This is a genomic window from Thiocystis violacea (genome assembly GCF_016583575.1).
Classification (GTDB): domain Bacteria; phylum Pseudomonadota; class Gammaproteobacteria; order Chromatiales; family Chromatiaceae; genus Thiocystis; species Thiocystis violacea.
Genome location: NZ_NRRG01000003.1, coordinates 1 through 14,079 on the forward strand (window position 1 = coordinate 1; position 14,079 = coordinate 14,079).

Consider the following 14,079-nt stretch of genomic DNA (forward strand, 5'->3'; position numbering starts at 1 on the left):
CCCGCGCCCCCGGCGGAAATCGACGCACCGCGACCAGCCGCCCCGGAGCCGACGGCCGAGACGCGCGCCGGTCTCGTCGAGCCGTCCGCGCCACCGGCGACCGGGAAGCCCGGACCGATCCAGACCCAGGAACGGCCGGTCGCCAGGACACCCGCGCCGGAGGAACCCGGCCTGGACGACGTCCCCGGACGCGGCGTCCTCGGCCGGCTGCGCGAGCGGCTCTCGCGCACACGCACCCAACTCGGCGGGGGGCTCGGCAATCTCTTCCTGGGGCGCAAGCGCATCGACGACGAGCTGATGGAGGAACTTGAAACGCTCCTCATCACCGCCGACGTTGGGATCGAGGCCAGCACCCGCATCATCTCGGATCTGACCGAGCGCGTGAAGCGCAAATCGCTGGCCGATCCACAGGCGCTGCGCATGGCCCTCAAGGTCGAGCTGCGCGACATCCTGCGAACCGCCGACGGGCCGGTCCGGCAACCGACGCCCGGCCGCCCCCAAGTGGTGCTCATGGTCGGCATCAACGGGGCCGGCAAGACCACCACCATCGGCAAACTGGCCAAACGCCTCCAGGACGAGGGCAACAGCGTCATGCTGGCCGCCGGCGACACCTTCCGCGCCGCCGCCGTGGAACAACTGGAGACCTGGGGCGAGCGCAACCGTATCCCGGTCATCGCGCAGCAGTCCGGCGCGGATTCGGCCTCGGTCATCTTCGACGCCCTGCAAGCGGCGACCGCGCGCGGCATCGACGTCCTGATCGCCGACACCGCCGGACGCCTGCACACCAAGACCAATCTGATGGAGGAACTCGCCAAGGTCGCGCGGGTGCTGAAAAAGATCGACCCCGAGGCGCCCCACGAGGTGATGCTGGTGGTGGACGCGACCACCGGCCAGAACGCGCTCAATCAGGCCGAGCACTTCCACCGTGCCGTGGGCCTCACGGGCATCACGCTCACCAAGCTGGACGGCACCGCCAAGGGCGGCATCCTGTTCGCCATCGCCGAGCGGGTCAAGGTGCCGATCCGCTTCATCGGCGTCGGTGAGTCCATCGAGGATCTGCGCGCCTTCGATCCCGATGAATTCGTCGAGGCCCTGCTTGGCTAGGAGCACCCGCCAGTGATTCAGTTCCAACACGTCTTCAAACGCTATCCAGAGCGTGGCGAGGCCCTCGGCGGCATCAATTTCGAGGTCCAGACCGGCGAGCTGGTGTTCCTGACCGGTCACTCGGGGGCCGGAAAGAGCACCCTGCTGCGTCTGATCGGACTGCTGGAGCGCCCCTCGCGCGGTCAGGTCGTGGTCAACGGACGCAACCTGCTCACCCTGCCACGGAACCAGATTCCCTACCATCGTCGCCAGGTCGGCATGATCTTTCAGGATCATCGCCTGTTGCAGGATCGCAGCGTCTTCGACAACGTCGCCCTGCCGCTGGTCGTCACGGGTCTGGGTCAGAAGGAGATCGGACGCCGGGTGCGCGCGGCGCTCGATCAGGTGGGTCTGCTCAAGCGCGAACGGGCGACGCCGGTCGCCCTCTCGGGTGGCGAGCAGCAGCGCGTCGGCATCGCCCGCGCCGTGGTCGGACGCCCGCCCGTGCTCCTGGCCGACGAGCCGACCGGCAACCTGGACCCGGACCTCTCGCGCGAGATCTTCGAACTGTTCGAGCGGTTCCAGTATGTCGGCGTCACGCTGATGATCGCCACCCATGACCTCGCCCTGGTCAACAGCATGCGTCACCGCACCCTGACCCTGGACGACGGGCGACTGATCAACGACACGGGATCCTGGTAATCCATGGCGAGGCCACCCATGCGCAAGGCGCGCACACCAAAACTGGTCGAACTGCCGGGAATCTGGCTCGGCCAGCACATCCAGACCATCGTCGCGACCCTGGGCCGACTGATGGACTCGCCGCTGCCTTCCAGCATGACTATGGCCGTGATCGGTATCTCGCTCGCCCTGCCGGCGGCGCTCTTCGTGATGACGGAGAATCTGCGGACCATGGCCGGCGGATGGGATCAAACCGCGGCGATCTCGCTATTCCTCAAGTTCGAGATCGACGACCAGGAGGCCGGGCGGGTCGCCGACGAGGTCAAGACCTGGAGCGAAATCACGCGCGTGCACCTGATCACGCGCGAGCAGGCCCTGGCGGAATTCCGCGACCTCGGCGGCTTCGAGGAATCGCTGGATAAGATCACCAAGAATCCACTGCCGGTGGTGCTCACCATCTACCCCGGCCCCGCCCACTCCAGCCCCGAACAACTGGAGGCGCTGCAAGGCAAGCTCATGAAGCGGCCCGAGGCGGACTTCGCGCGCATGGATACGCTCTGGCTGCAACGCTTCCAGGCCATCCTGGACTTGATCCAGAGCGGCTCGCTGCTGCTTGGCGTACTGCTGGGGATCGGCGTGCTGCTGATCATCGGCAATACCATTCGGCTCGAAATCCTCAACCGCCGCGTCGAGATCGAGATCATGGAACTGGTCGGCGCCACGGCGGCCTTCATCCGTCGCCCCTTTCTCTACACCGGGGCTTGGTACGGACTGCTCGGCGGACTCACGGCCTGGCTGCTGGTGACCCTGGCGACCCTGTTGCTGCAACAGCCCGTCTCGCGCCTCGCCAGTCTTTACCGAAGCGAATTCCAACTCTCCGGACTCGGATTCGCCGCCACCGGCCTCCTATTGGCCTCCAGCATCCTGCTTGGATTGATCGGGAGCCTGCTGGCCGTCAACCGCCACCTTCGCGGAGCGGAGCCGGGCTAGATCAGCGGGCGCCGGAGCCGGACGTCAAGCCAGGCTGGAACGTGGGGACAGGCCCGCCGAAGGCATCCAGGATTCGAGGAAGCGAACCCCGTCCGGCAGCTCGATGCGCATGCTGATCGGCAGATGATCGGAGAGCGCGTAGTCGACCACACGCGCCGACACTACATTGAGCGGTCGCGAGACCAGGATGTGGTCGAGATTGTGTCGCGGACGCCAGCTCGGAAAGGTCTTGAGCTCGCAATCCAGACCGCGCATTTCCGAGCGTCGGACCATGTTGCGCAGACCCTTGGAATCACAGCCGCAGTTGAAATCCCCCATCAGGACCAGATAGGGATGCCCGCGGGCGAGCAGCGCCAGATAGTCGAGCTGACGGCGCCGGGCGCGCCAGCCGAGGGCCAGATGCAGGATGGCGACGGCCAGCACCGCCCCGTCGGTGAGTGGAAATTCCGCGACGACCGCGCCCCGGCCCGGCAGCCCCGGCAGACGATGCTCGGTCACCCGCGCCGGCCGCAAACGGCTCAGCAGGCCGTTGCTGTGCTGAGCGAAGGGCCCCAGGTTGCGGTTGATCTGCCGATACCAGTACGGAAAGGCGCCCTGACGGGCGAGATACTGGATCTGGTCGACATAGGAACTGCGCAGACTTCCGGCATCCACTTCCTGCAGACCGACGACATCGAACTGGCGCAGCAGTTGAGCGATGCGCGCCAGGTTGATCAGGCGCTCCGGGTGAGGCAGCAGATGTTTCCAGCTATTGGTGAGATAGTCGCTGTACTGGCGCGAATGGATCCCCGCCTGCACGTTATAGCTCAGTAGATTCAGTTCTCGCATGATCGCCGCGTGATCAGCATTCGAGAGGCCATCCGAAGAGTGTGAGCGACCCTAGCACAGGGCCGACACCGGACCAAGCCGAAATCCGGCGGGCGCCGCTCGCCACCACCCCGCCCGGATACGACGACGCGCGATGGCGGCTCCGAGCCCGGAGTCATCCCATCTCGCGGGGACTCGCCGCGCTCGCGAGGGCCTCCACGACCTCGCACAGGAAATGCCCCAGCACCAGATGGATCTCCTGAATCCGGGGCGTCTCGCGCGAGGGAACCGCCAGGACGATGTCCGCGTTCGCGGGCCGCTCCGGATGCGCGGCGCCGGTCAGGAGCACCGTCAGGACGCCGCGCCCGGCGGCGGTCTCCAGCGCCCGCCGCACATTGGGCGAGCGGCCACTGGTCGACAGCGCCCAGAGCACGTCGCCCGGACGGGCCAGGGCGGCCAACTGACGGGCGAAGATCTCGTCGAACGAGAAGTCATTGGCCACGGCCGAGGTGGCGGCGGCATCGAAGCCCAGGACCATGGCCGGAAGCGGTCGACGGGTCTTATCGAGAAAGGGACCGATCAGCTCGCCGCTCAGATGGGTCGCCTCGCCAGCGCTGCCACCGTTGCCGCAGATGAAGAGGGTTCCGCCCTGATTGAGCGCCTCGGCGGTGCGCGTCGCCGCGCTCAGGGTCGCCCCGAGCAGTTCGGTATCGGCCTGAACGGCCGCGAGCAGTTCCAGGGTCGCGCTCAGCCGCCGTGTCAGCCGGTCGGCAAGCTCGGAGGCTTGGTTCATGGGCATGTACCGCATCGCATCATGAAATCGCCTCGGGCTCCGTCGCCACCCTCGGCATACTTACGGTCCTCGGCCGCCTGGCGGCGCTCGATCTCCATTTGCTTCCTCGCCGCCCAGACCTCCTGGCGCTGGACCACGCGCTGGTCCCAGGCATCGGCGACTTCCTGAACCGAGTGCTCGCCGAACAGGACCTGGCGCAAAAAACGGTAGGAAAAAGACAGCAGCGCCTCGTCGTCCGTTTCCACCTCGGCTTGGAAATCATCCGGAAGACTGTAGGTCTGGCGGAAATTCTCGCTCAGGACGAAACGCCGAAAGGTATCGATATCATAGGATGCCATGAAAAAGAGTCGCAGGCTCGCCTGGGGCGGACGACCGACGGCGGGTCCGGCGGACTTCTTCTTCAGGACCAACTGATACCACTCGCGATTCATGGCGTCGAAGGTCTCGCAATCCTGCTCCGCTCGATACTCGGCGACGCCGATCTCGCGCGGTTCCTCGTAGCCCCTGCAGTGATCCTCCTTGACCAGGGAATAGCGCTCCTCGGCGGTGGCGGAATCCTTCTCGCGCAGCGCGAGGAGCGCCAGCGGATAGTAGCGACAGACGGTCGGGCGATCCTCGTAGACACAGCAGCCGGCGTCTCCCGCGAGCTGGAGACAGGCACCCGACTCATCGGTCTTGAGCTTGATGCCGGGAAGCCCGTCGCCGTCCATCTGAAACGGCACCGTGAAGTCACGCACGAATTCCGTCGAGGTCAACCCGAGCCGGCGCTTGAGCCGGAGGACATCGTAGGGCGCCAGCGTGACATCGGTCTGTTTGCAGCAGGCATTGAAGCAGGAAATGTCCTTGTGGCAGCGGAACTGGATCCGACTGTCCGCCCGCAACGCCTCGGGCATGACGGCGCTCCGGAAGGGAATGGCGGGCCTGGTGTCGGTCATGGCGAAACCTCGATGCCGCTCGCGGGCGCGGCCGTGAACAGGGTTGGCTAGATGCGAAGCAACGATATGGAACCGCCATCGTATCGATCCCGCGCCAAACCACGGGGGATGGGGAATACGCGGGCGGCGATTCCGGCGGACCCCGGCAAGCCGCCAAGCACACAAAGGTTTTGAGAGAGTCGCTCAGTTTAACAGAACAAATCATCCGCCCAGGCTTGCCCGCGCGCGAACGGGTGCGACCAAAAGCGAGGCGTACCGACCGTTAGCCTTAGCTTGGGATGAACGGGAGCGAACCCCAACGCCCTCGCCTGAACGCTCCGGCAGCGCCGACACTTCGCGACAACAAGCGGGCTGAATCGCCCCATCGACAGGGCCATGCCCCTTGCAAACTGTGATCGATATGCAACAAACTGAGTTTTCGGTTCGACGCGACGGCCGCCTTGAACGATCGCGCGGACCAGGACAGGGCGGGCGAGGCCGATCATTGGCCTAAATTCATTGATCTCGATCAGGTTTCCATGTATTTACCCGATCCTTGCGCGGCCGTTGCCGGCACCAACGATGGCGCGGTGGCAAGTTGGGCGTGGATTCAGGTGTTGCGGATGAGGACGCGTTGGTGCGCGCGGATTCCCTTGATGAAATCCAGGATTGGCTCACGAGGGAACTCCCTATGAAGCAAAAATGCGACAAAGCCTATCGGTGTGTCTTTTTTCGCCCAATCTGTTGCAAAACGCCATTTCGTCCTCTATAGTTCACAGCGCAAAGCATGATTGCGTTCGGTTTCAGCAGTCAAACTGACAAATTCACAACAGCGGAGAACAGCATGAACAAGAAACTCCTTACCCTAGCGGTCGCCGCCGCAATGGTTGCTCCGACCGCCGCGATGGCCGAAGCTATTCTGTACGGCAAGCTGCACATGTCGATTGACTGGGCCGACGTCGAGGGCTTCACCACCGCGCCGGTCATCGACCCCGTCACTGGCCAGGTCGTCGGCGTCGTGCCCGAGGATTACAAGGGCTGGGGCCTGAACGGCGGCGCCGCCATCCCCGGCGAGAGTCGCGCCAACCGCATCGGCGTCAAGGGTTCCGAGGATCTTGGCAACGGTCTGAAGGCCATCTACCAGGTCGAGTTCGGCGTCAAGATGACCGAGGAAAGCACCACCGGCAACGCCGCCTCCGGCAGCAACGACAGCATCACCATGCGTAACAGCTTCGTCGGTCTGGCCGGCGGCTGGGGTACCTTCGTCGTCGGTCGTAACGACACCCCGTTCAAGACCTCCACCGGCAAGCTCGACCTCTTCGCCGACACCATGGCCGACAACAACGGCACCGTTGGCTTCGACGACGTTCGCGCCGACAATGCCGTCGCCTATGTCAGCCCAAGCATGGCCGGCTTCCAACTCGCGGCCGCCGTGCATGCGGGTGGTGCTTCCACCGCCATCGCTGCCGAGAACGTCAACTCCGACAGCATGGCCGAGGCGTACTCCATCGCCGGTATCTACAGCAACGGCCCCTTCTACGGATCCTTGGCGTACGAAGTGCTCGGCAGCGAACTCTTCATGAACTCGCGGACCAGCCAGCTCGGCGAAACCTTCCCGAACGGCTTCCCGCGCTCGGGTTATGTCGAGGACGACTACAGCAAGTGGCGCCTGGGCCTGGGCCTGCTCGACTGGAACGGCTTCACCCTGACCGGTATCTACGAAGAGCAGTCCAATCTGCCCGCCGGCCAGATCAACCCGCTCACGGAAGCGGAAAAGCTGAAGCTGTGGCAAATCCAGGCCGGCTATTCGTTCGGCAACAACATGGTCAAGGGCATGTACGGCAGCGGCAATCGTGATGGCCGCTTCGACGACAGCCGTAACCTCAGCGAGATCCGGGATGCCATCGAGGGTGACTACTACACCTGGGCCATCGCCTTCGATCACAACCTGAGCAAGCGCACCAAGGCTTACGTCCTCTACACCCAGGTCGACGATGACGCCCCGCTGTCCGATTGGTCCGGCTTCTCGTTGGGCATGATTCACAACTTCTAAGCCTCGCGCTCGAAGCTCGTGAAATAAAAACGGGATCCCTAGGGATCCCGTTTTTTATTGTCCGCGCCCAGGCCGCCAAGCCATGGCGACGAACGGAGGATTCTTACCTCAGGCGGCCCGGACGACCCTAGGTCCCTGCTCCGAACCCAGGATCAGCACATCCGCCGGCCGAAGCGCAAAGATCCCAACGGTCACGACACCCGCGATGTTGTTGATCGACTGCTCAAGAGCCACGGGATCCACGATCTCAAGATGGTGCACATCCAGGATCAGGTTGGCGTTATCCGTCACGAAGCCCTCGCGCCAGACGGGCGTCCCGCCCAACCGAACGAGCGCCCTGGCCACATGGCTCCGCGCCATGGGAATGACCTCGACCGGCAACGGAAAGCGACCGAGCACCTTGACCAGCTTGCTTTCGTCGGCGATACAGACGAACCGGTGACTGGCCGCGGCGACGATCTTCTCCCGCGTCAAGGCGCCACCACCACCCTTGATCAGTTGAAGCCGTTCATTGGATTCATCGGCGCCGTCGACATAGAGCGACAACTCGCCGGCGGCATTCAGATCCAAAACGGGAATACCCTGCCGTTTCAGGCGCTCGGTCGAAGCTTCCGAGCTTGAGACGGCACCCTCGATGCGCCCCTTGATTGTCGCCAGGGCATCGATGAAATGATTGACGGTCGATCCGGTGCCGACCCCGATCACGCCACCATCCACGTATTCGAGCGCCGCCCCGGCGGCCTGCTTCTTCAGGTCATCTTGAGTCATCGCCTGTCCTCCTGTCACCATGGTTGTCAGCGCCGCATCATATCAAAGCCAAGGGATCGGACCTCGACGCCATGGGTTTGATGTAGACACCTGATTCGGTGATGACGGCATCGAGAGGGATGTCCCAAGGGCGGACCTCGATCCGCTCCAGTCGCTGACATTCATGGGCCACGCCGAACAGACGCGGTCGACGCCAGCGCATGCCACGGCCCAGGTAGGCCAGGGTGCGATCATAAAAGCCGCCTCCCATGCCGATGCGACGGCAGTCCGCGTCGAAGCCAACGAGCGGCAGGATCATGAGATCGAGCCACCTGGGACGGATCAAATGCCGTCCGCGCCCGAGCGGCTCGGGGATCCCGAACCGATTCGGACGCATCGGAGCACCCGCGACGAATCGGGCGAACCAGAGCACACCCTTATTCTTGCGGCGTCTCAGGGGGTGGATCACGGGGAGATAAGCGGATTTACCGCTAGCACGGGCCAATTCCATCAAGGGACGAGGATCGATCTCGCCATCCGACGGCCAGTAGAACGCAATCCGCCTGGCACGAGAAAAGACAGGGTGCCTGGCCAATCTTTTGGCCAGCATCGCGCCATGGTGGCGCTGGTCACGAGGATCAATGAGACGGCGACGAGCGCGGAGCGCGTGCCTAATCGCGGTAAGTGATGTCATGCGGCGGTAAAGGGACACCCCCCATTGGTGCCGCCGCAGGCCTTTGTTCTTGAACCAAGAGGTTCAAGTGGGGACAGTCGACGTCGCTTCAGGCTTTCCGCTCGGTGGCGGACATGCTCAACCGCGGTGCTGTCATGTCCCCCGGGCAGCGATTAGGCTCAAGAAAATACCCAGGCCGCTTTCGAACACTACAGGGGGTGTCTTGGAAGAAGAGGCTATACCCTTTCGCTCGACGCGTCCAGCGGGGGCTGATTCCTCGCATCGGACTCGGGCGACGCGGGAACCTCGACCGGATCTCCGGCCAAGGCGGAATTCACTCGCTCCTGCAACTGACGCAGGCGTCGATTCGAGTCGCCTTCGGGGCTGGACCTGGCGCGCTGCATCTGGATGAGGTCGTTCGCGATATTGAGCGCCGCCATGACGGCGATGCGGTCCGTTCCAATCACGCGGCCGCTCTGACGGATCTCGCGCATACGGCTATCGAGAAGCCTCGCCGACGCCCTGAGGTCGTCCTGCTCATGGAATTCGCAGGCGATCCGATAGTCCTTTTCCAGGATCCTGATACTGACTTGCAACGGCTCTTCGATCACAGATTCTCCTCCATTGCGCGCAACCGGGACAACATGGCCTCGACGCGACTTCGTGCCTGTTCGGTCTTTTCGATCAATTCGCTGCGTTCCGCGACCAGGGTTTCCTGGCGGACACGCAGCGACGCATTCTCGTCCCTTAGCCTCTCGTTCAGACGTATCAAGGCATCGATCTGAAGTTCAAGCTGGTCGAGCTCAGAGTTGGCCAAAATCCGCGACTCCGTTGAAATTCCGTGCACTATAGAAGGGGCTTCGCGGGCGGTCAATCGCGCGAAAGCGCATGCTATGATCCAAAATCCTTGAATAGACCGAATGCCACCCTCGGGCCGGGAGGTTCCCACGAACATCGCGGATTCGCGAATCGGCCAGTACCTAGAGGCCAGCCCCTTGACCCCCACGCCGAGCGAAGCGCATGGCCTGCTGTGCGGCCTGGTCTGCGGCGGGGATCCCGACCCCGTGAACGCCTGGATCGACCAACTCCTGCCCCCGACCGACGCGAGCGACCCGCTCACGACTGAGTCGCGCAAGGCTCTTGGGGATTTCGGCACGGCGATTGAAAACCAGATCCAGAACCCGGATCTCGGCATCGAGATCCAGATTCCAGGCGATACGAGCCCGCTCGCCGAGCGCGCCGAGGCGCTCTATGACTGGGTGCGGGGCTTTCTTTTCGCGCTGGGCATTCTTGGTTTATCGGAACGCAACCTCTCGGAGCAGGGGCGCGAGATTCTGGACGATCTAGCCGCCATGACCCGGATGGATCTCGACGATCTCGATGAAACCGAGGAAAACGAGCAGGCCCTGACCGAAATCACCGAATTCATCCGAGTGGCCGCCATGCTGATCCACGATGAACGGGCAAGCGCGCGCGACGAGGCGCGGTCCTCATGACCCGATCCGAATACAAACGCCGACGCCGGTCGCTGGCGAGCCTGATCGGGGCCGATGGCCTCGCCATCCTGCCGGCGGCGCGCGAGGCGGTCCGCAATCGCGACGTGCATTATCCCTTCCGCCAGGACAGCGACTTCAACTATCTGACCGGCTTTCCCGAACCGGATGCCTTCGCCGTGATCGCCCCCAAACGCAAGGAGGGGGCCTTCGTTCTCTTCTGCCGGCCCCGCGACGAGGAGCGCGAGCAGTGGGACGGCGCGCGCATCGGCATCGAGGGCGCGACGGCGCGCTTCGGGGCCGATCAGGCCCACCCGCTGAGCGAGCTGGACGAGGTCATGCCGACCCTGATCGAGGGACGCAAGCGGCTCTATTTCCCGATCGGCACCGATCCCGCCCTGGACGCGCGGGTCATCGGCTGGGTCAATCAGGTGCGCGCCAAGGCGCGCAGCGGCGCCATCGCCCCCGACACCTTCGTCACCATCGAGTCCCTCCTGCACGAGCAGCGCCTGCACAAGAGCCAGGCCGAGATCGCGATCATGCGCCGCGCGGCGCGAATCTCCGCCCAGGCGCATGGCCGTCTGATGCGATCGAGCCGTCCGGGCCTGTCCGAGGCCGACCTGGAGGCCGAGTTTCAGCATGCCTGCGCCAGCCAGGGCGCGCGCTTCCTGGCCTACCCGACCATCGTCGGCGGCGGCCCCAACGCCTGCGTGCTGCATTACACCGAGAACGCCGACACCCTGCGTGAGGGCGATCTCGTCCTCATCGACGCCGGGTGCGAACTGGAGGGTTATGCCTCCGACATTACCCGCACCTTCCCGGTCAACGGACGCTTCACCCCGCCGCAACGGGCGGTCTACGAGCTGGTCCTCGAGGCGCAGCTGGCCGCCATCAAGAAGGCCCGCCCCGGATGCCGCTGGAACGAGCCCCATGAGGCGGCGGTGCGGGTGCTGACCAAGGGGCTGATCGGGCTCGGGATCCTCGAAGGTAAGGTCGGCGCCCTGATCAAGGACGAGGCGCACAAGCCTTACTATATGCACCGCACCGGCCATTGGCTCGGCATGGACGTCCATGATGTCGGCGCCTACAAGCGCGACGGCGACTGGCGTCGGCTCGAACCCGGCATGGTCTTGACCGTGGAGCCTGGCCTCTATCTCGCCGACACCGAGGCGGTCCCCGCGCCCTACCGGGGCATCGGCATCCGCATCGAGGACGATGTCCTGATCACGGAGGAAGGCCACGAGATCCTGTCCGCCGCCGCGCCCAAGGACCCGGACGCGATCGAGGCCCTGATGGCGGGCTAGCCTCCGCCGTCGGGCGGGTCGTTTCAATCTCGCGAATGCATGACAAAGCCGGAACTAGAGATGCCTGACTACGACCTGGTGATTATCGGCGCCGGCCTGGTGGGCGGCAGCCTGGCCTGCGCCCTGAGCGCGACGCCGCTGAGAGTCGCGCTGATCGAGGCGGCTCCCCCGCGCGCGGGATCGCGGCCGAGCTACGACGAGCGCGTGATCGCCCTGTCGCTCGGCAGCCGGCGGATTTTCGACGCCATCGGCGTCTGGCCGGACATGGCGCCGGAGGCCGAACCCATTCTGGAGGTCCAGGTCTCGGATCGCGGCCACTGCGGTTTCAGCCGTCTCCACCACGCCGAGGAAGGCGTGGAGGCGCTGGGTTACGTGGTGCCCGCGCGGGTCATGGGTCAGGCCATTCACGGGGCGATCCAGTACGCGCCCAATCTCGAGGTCTTCTGTCCCGCGCGTCTCGTCCATCACGAGGTCCGGGGCGACGGGGTGGACCTGGAGGTCCAGCTCGACGAGGAACGGGTGCGCTTCCGAACCCGTCTGCTGGTGGCCGCCGACGGTGGCGATTCGGCCGTGCGCGACCAGCTCGATCTGAAGATGACCGGCCACGCCTACGGCCATGACGCCATCATCACCACCGTCACCCCGGACCGGACGCGCCCCGGTCTGGCCTTCGAGCGCTTCACGGACTCGGGTCCGCTGGCGATGCTGCCCATGACCAGCGGGCGCTATTCGGTCGTCTGGACCTGCCGCGAGCAAGAAACCGCCGATCTGCTCGCGCTCTCGGACGCGGACTTCCTCGCGCGCCTTCAGACACGCTTCGGCTATCGGCTCGGTCGTCTGCGCGAGGCCGCCCCGCGCCACGCCTATCCGCTCAAGCTCGCGCTGATACGCGATTCGGTGCGGGAGCGTCTGGTGCTGATCGGCAATGCCGCCCATACGCTGCATCCGGTGGCCGGACAGGGCTTCAACCTGGGGCTGCGCGATGTCGCCGCCCTGGCCGAGGTGGTGACGCTGGCAGCCAATCGGAGCGACGACCCCGGCGCGGCGTCGACGCTGGCCGACTACCGGCGCTGGCGCCGGCGCGACCAGGTCGGCACCGCCCATCTGACGGATACGCTGGCGCGTCTCTTCGTCATTCCCTGGGCGCCGGTCCGGGTCGCGCGCAACCTGGGTCTGCTCGGGCTCGACCTGACCCCGGCGGCACGTCATCTGGTCGCCAGACGCTTCATGGGACTGGACGGACGTCTACCTCGATTGGCGCGGGGACTTTCATTGGAGCAGGCACATGTCCGATAGCCAGTCATCCTTCGATGTGGTCGTGGTCGGCGGCGGCATGGTCGGCGCCGCCTTCGCGGCGGCCATCGCGGACCTCGGGCTCTCGATCGCGGTCATCGAGTCGCGCGAGCCGCTCCGGACCTGGCCCGCCGGGGAGATCGATCTTCGGGTCTTGGCCCTGAGCCGGGCGAGTCAGCGCATCCTGGAGCGACTCGAGGTCTGGGAGCGCATCCGCGAGCTGGGGATCAGCCCCTATCGTCAAATGCGGGTGTGGAACGCGGTCGGCGGCGGACACATTCATTTCGACAGCCAGGATCTGGGCGAGGCCGATCTCGGCCATATCGTCGAGAACCGCGCCATCCAGCTCGCACTCTGGGAGGCCCTGGAATCGGCCGACGCCATCCATCTTCTCTGCCCGGCCTCGATCACCGACATCGAAATGCAGGCGTCGGGCGCGCGCCTCATCCTCACCGACGGACGCTCGATCGAGGCCCGGCTCCTGGTGGGCGCGGACGGCCGCGACTCGCTGGTACGTGCCCTGGCCGGGATCGAGACCGAGGGCTGGGACTATGATCAGCGCGCCATCGTCGCCAACGCGCGGCCGGCCGAATGGCACCAGGAGACCGCCTGGCAGCGCTTCCTCCCGACCGGTCCGCTGGCCCTGCTGCCGCTGGCCGATGGACGCTGCTCGATCGTCTGGTCCGCCGACGACGCGCGGGCGGCGGAGCTGATGGCGATGGACGAGGACGCCTTTTCCGTCGCCCTGACGGAGGCCTCGGAGGCCCGACTGGGCCGGCTCTCGCTGGATGGTCCGCGCGCCTCCATTCCCTTGCGCCTTCAGCATGCCAAGACCTATGTCCGGCCCGGCCTGGCGCTCATCGGTGACGCGGCCCATGCCATCCACCCGCTGGCCGGCCAGGGCGTGAATCTGGGCTTCCTGGACGCGGCCGAGCTGGCGGCGGCCCTGGATCTGGGCCTGGCGCGCGGACGCGACATCGCCGGTCTCTGGACCATCAGGCATTACGAGCGCGCGCGGCGCGGGGACAACCAGATGATGCTCGGCGCCATGGACCTGCTGAAGCGGCTCTTCGGCAGCGATCAGCCGGCCCTGTCCAGCCTGCGCGGTCTGGGCCTCAAGGTGGCCGACCAGTTGACGCCACTCAAGCGGCGTTTCATGGAGCACGCCCTGGGGCTCGGCGCCGATTCGCCACCCCTGGCCAGGCGTTGAGCCACGTCGCATCGACTCACGCATCCCCGAAGCGGCTT

The 14,079-nt window shown here is 65.3% G+C and carries 15 protein-coding genes and 1 other RNA gene; 8 read left to right on the top strand and 8 right to left on the bottom strand.

What is annotated here, in order from left to right:
- The 3 genes from ftsY to ftsX form a co-directional block, all read left to right on the top strand.
- Positions 1–1,104: signal recognition particle-docking protein FtsY (gene ftsY / locus CKO27_RS02320; protein ID WP_242470685.1), on the top strand; the 1,104-nt coding region annotated here is incomplete at its 5' end.
- 12 nt (positions 1,105–1,116) lie between these two features.
- Positions 1,117–1,785, top strand: a complete 669-nt coding sequence (gene ftsE / locus CKO27_RS02325; RefSeq protein ID WP_200373268.1) for a cell division ATP-binding protein FtsE — start codon at positions 1,117–1,119, stop codon at positions 1,783–1,785.
- Between the two features lie 3 nt (positions 1,786–1,788).
- Positions 1,789–2,754: a permease-like cell division protein FtsX gene (gene ftsX / locus CKO27_RS02330; RefSeq protein WP_200373269.1), complete on the top strand. Its 966-nt coding sequence runs from the start codon at positions 1,789–1,791 to the stop codon at positions 2,752–2,754.
- Positions 2,755–2,778: 24 nt separating this feature from the next.
- Here ftsX and CKO27_RS02335 read toward each other — a convergent pair whose 3' ends face one another.
- From CKO27_RS02335 to CKO27_RS02345, 3 genes are all read right to left on the bottom strand, one after another.
- Positions 2,779–3,582 (bottom strand): endonuclease/exonuclease/phosphatase family protein, encoded by an 804-nt coding sequence (locus CKO27_RS02335; protein ID WP_200373270.1) that lies wholly within the window; start codon positions 3,580–3,582, stop codon positions 2,779–2,781.
- Positions 3,583–3,736: 154 nt separating this feature from the next.
- Complete coding sequence (locus tag CKO27_RS02340) at positions 3,737–4,360, bottom strand: D-sedoheptulose-7-phosphate isomerase (protein ID WP_420825810.1); 624 nt, start codon at positions 4,358–4,360, stop codon at positions 3,737–3,739.
- Positions 4,351–5,289, bottom strand: coding sequence for a YkgJ family cysteine cluster protein (locus CKO27_RS02345; protein ID WP_200373271.1), 939 nt, complete (start codon positions 5,287–5,289; stop codon positions 4,351–4,353). The genes CKO27_RS02340 and CKO27_RS02345 overlap by 10 nt, the downstream gene beginning before the upstream one ends.
- Positions 5,290–6,112: 823 nt before the next feature.
- Between CKO27_RS02345 and CKO27_RS02350 the strand changes: the two genes are divergently transcribed.
- On the top strand, positions 6,113–7,321 hold the full coding sequence (locus tag CKO27_RS02350) for a porin (protein ID WP_200373272.1): 1,209 nt from the start codon (positions 6,113–6,115) through the stop codon (positions 7,319–7,321).
- 108 nt (positions 7,322–7,429) lie between these two features.
- On the opposite strand, the gene rpiA is transcribed toward CKO27_RS02350, so the two are convergent.
- The 5 genes from rpiA to CKO27_RS24375 form a co-directional block, all read right to left on the bottom strand.
- Positions 7,430–8,089: a ribose-5-phosphate isomerase RpiA gene (rpiA, locus tag CKO27_RS02355; protein WP_200373273.1), complete on the bottom strand. Its 660-nt coding sequence runs from the start codon at positions 8,087–8,089 to the stop codon at positions 7,430–7,432.
- A gap of 37 nt (positions 8,090–8,126) precedes the next feature.
- The gene (locus CKO27_RS02360) at positions 8,127–8,762 is read right to left on the bottom strand and encodes a 5-formyltetrahydrofolate cyclo-ligase (RefSeq protein WP_200373274.1); all 636 of its coding nucleotides are present in this window, start codon (positions 8,760–8,762) and stop codon (positions 8,127–8,129) included.
- Positions 8,763–8,776: 14 nt separating this feature from the next.
- Positions 8,777–8,962: non-coding RNA, 6S RNA (gene ssrS / locus CKO27_RS02365), on the bottom strand.
- Between the two features lie 15 nt (positions 8,963–8,977).
- Positions 8,978–9,352 carry a cell division protein ZapA gene (locus CKO27_RS02370; protein WP_200373275.1) on the bottom strand — a complete coding sequence of 125 codons (375 nt, stop codon included), beginning with the start codon at positions 9,350–9,352 and terminating at the stop codon, positions 8,978–8,980.
- Positions 9,349–9,558, bottom strand: coding sequence for a TIGR02449 family protein (locus CKO27_RS24375; protein WP_242470686.1), 210 nt, complete (start codon positions 9,556–9,558; stop codon positions 9,349–9,351). Before CKO27_RS24375 ends, CKO27_RS02370 begins: the two co-directional genes overlap by 4 nt.
- 103 nt (positions 9,559–9,661) lie before the next feature.
- Here CKO27_RS24375 and CKO27_RS02380 point away from each other — a divergent pair, with 103 nt between their 5' ends.
- The 4 genes from CKO27_RS02380 to CKO27_RS02395 are packed head-to-tail and all read left to right on the top strand — an operon-like array spanning position 9,662 to position 14,041.
- A complete protein-coding gene (locus CKO27_RS02380; RefSeq protein ID WP_200373277.1) occupies positions 9,662–10,237 on the top strand; it encodes a UPF0149 family protein in 576 nt (191 codons plus the stop codon).
- Positions 10,234–11,538, top strand: a complete 1,305-nt coding sequence (gene pepP, locus CKO27_RS02385; protein WP_200373278.1) for a Xaa-Pro aminopeptidase — start codon at positions 10,234–10,236, stop codon at positions 11,536–11,538. Before CKO27_RS02380 ends, pepP begins: the two co-directional genes overlap by 4 nt.
- 60 nt (positions 11,539–11,598) lie before the next feature.
- The gene (ubiH, locus tag CKO27_RS02390; protein WP_200373279.1) at positions 11,599–12,834 is read left to right on the top strand and encodes a 2-octaprenyl-6-methoxyphenyl hydroxylase; all 1,236 of its coding nucleotides are present in this window, start codon (positions 11,599–11,601) and stop codon (positions 12,832–12,834) included.
- The gene (locus tag CKO27_RS02395; RefSeq protein WP_200373280.1) at positions 12,824–14,041 is read left to right on the top strand and encodes a UbiH/UbiF/VisC/COQ6 family ubiquinone biosynthesis hydroxylase; all 1,218 of its coding nucleotides are present in this window, start codon (positions 12,824–12,826) and stop codon (positions 14,039–14,041) included. The genes ubiH and CKO27_RS02395 overlap by 11 nt, the downstream gene beginning before the upstream one ends.
- The last annotated feature ends 38 nt before the right edge of the window (positions 14,042–14,079 follow it).

Excerpts from the sequence above, each read along its gene's own strand:
- ftsX (WP_200373269.1), top strand. The coding sequence starts at position 1,789 with ATGGCGAGGCCACCCATGCGCAAGGCGCGCACACCAAAACTGGTCGAA.
- CKO27_RS02335 (WP_200373270.1), bottom strand. The coding sequence starts at position 3,582 with ATGCGAGAACTGAATCTACTGAGCTATAACGTGCAGGCGGGGATCCAT.
- CKO27_RS02340 (WP_420825810.1), bottom strand. The coding sequence starts at position 4,360 with ATGCCCATGAACCAAGCCTCCGAGCTTGCCGACCGGCTGACACGGCGG.
- CKO27_RS02345 (WP_200373271.1), bottom strand. The coding sequence starts at position 5,289 with ATGACCGACACCAGGCCCGCCATTCCCTTCCGGAGCGCCGTCATGCCC.
- CKO27_RS02350 (WP_200373272.1), top strand. The coding sequence starts at position 6,113 with ATGAACAAGAAACTCCTTACCCTAGCGGTCGCCGCCGCAATGGTTGCT.
- rpiA (WP_200373273.1), bottom strand. The coding sequence starts at position 8,089 with ATGACTCAAGATGACCTGAAGAAGCAGGCCGCCGGGGCGGCGCTCGAA.
- CKO27_RS02360 (WP_200373274.1), bottom strand. The coding sequence starts at position 8,762 with ATGACATCACTTACCGCGATTAGGCACGCGCTCCGCGCTCGTCGCCGT.
- CKO27_RS02380 (WP_200373277.1), top strand. The coding sequence starts at position 9,662 with ATGCCACCCTCGGGCCGGGAGGTTCCCACGAACATCGCGGATTCGCGA.
- pepP (WP_200373278.1), top strand. The coding sequence starts at position 10,234 with ATGACCCGATCCGAATACAAACGCCGACGCCGGTCGCTGGCGAGCCTG.
- ubiH (WP_200373279.1), top strand. The coding sequence starts at position 11,599 with ATGCCTGACTACGACCTGGTGATTATCGGCGCCGGCCTGGTGGGCGGC.
- CKO27_RS02395 (WP_200373280.1), top strand. The coding sequence starts at position 12,824 with ATGTCCGATAGCCAGTCATCCTTCGATGTGGTCGTGGTCGGCGGCGGC.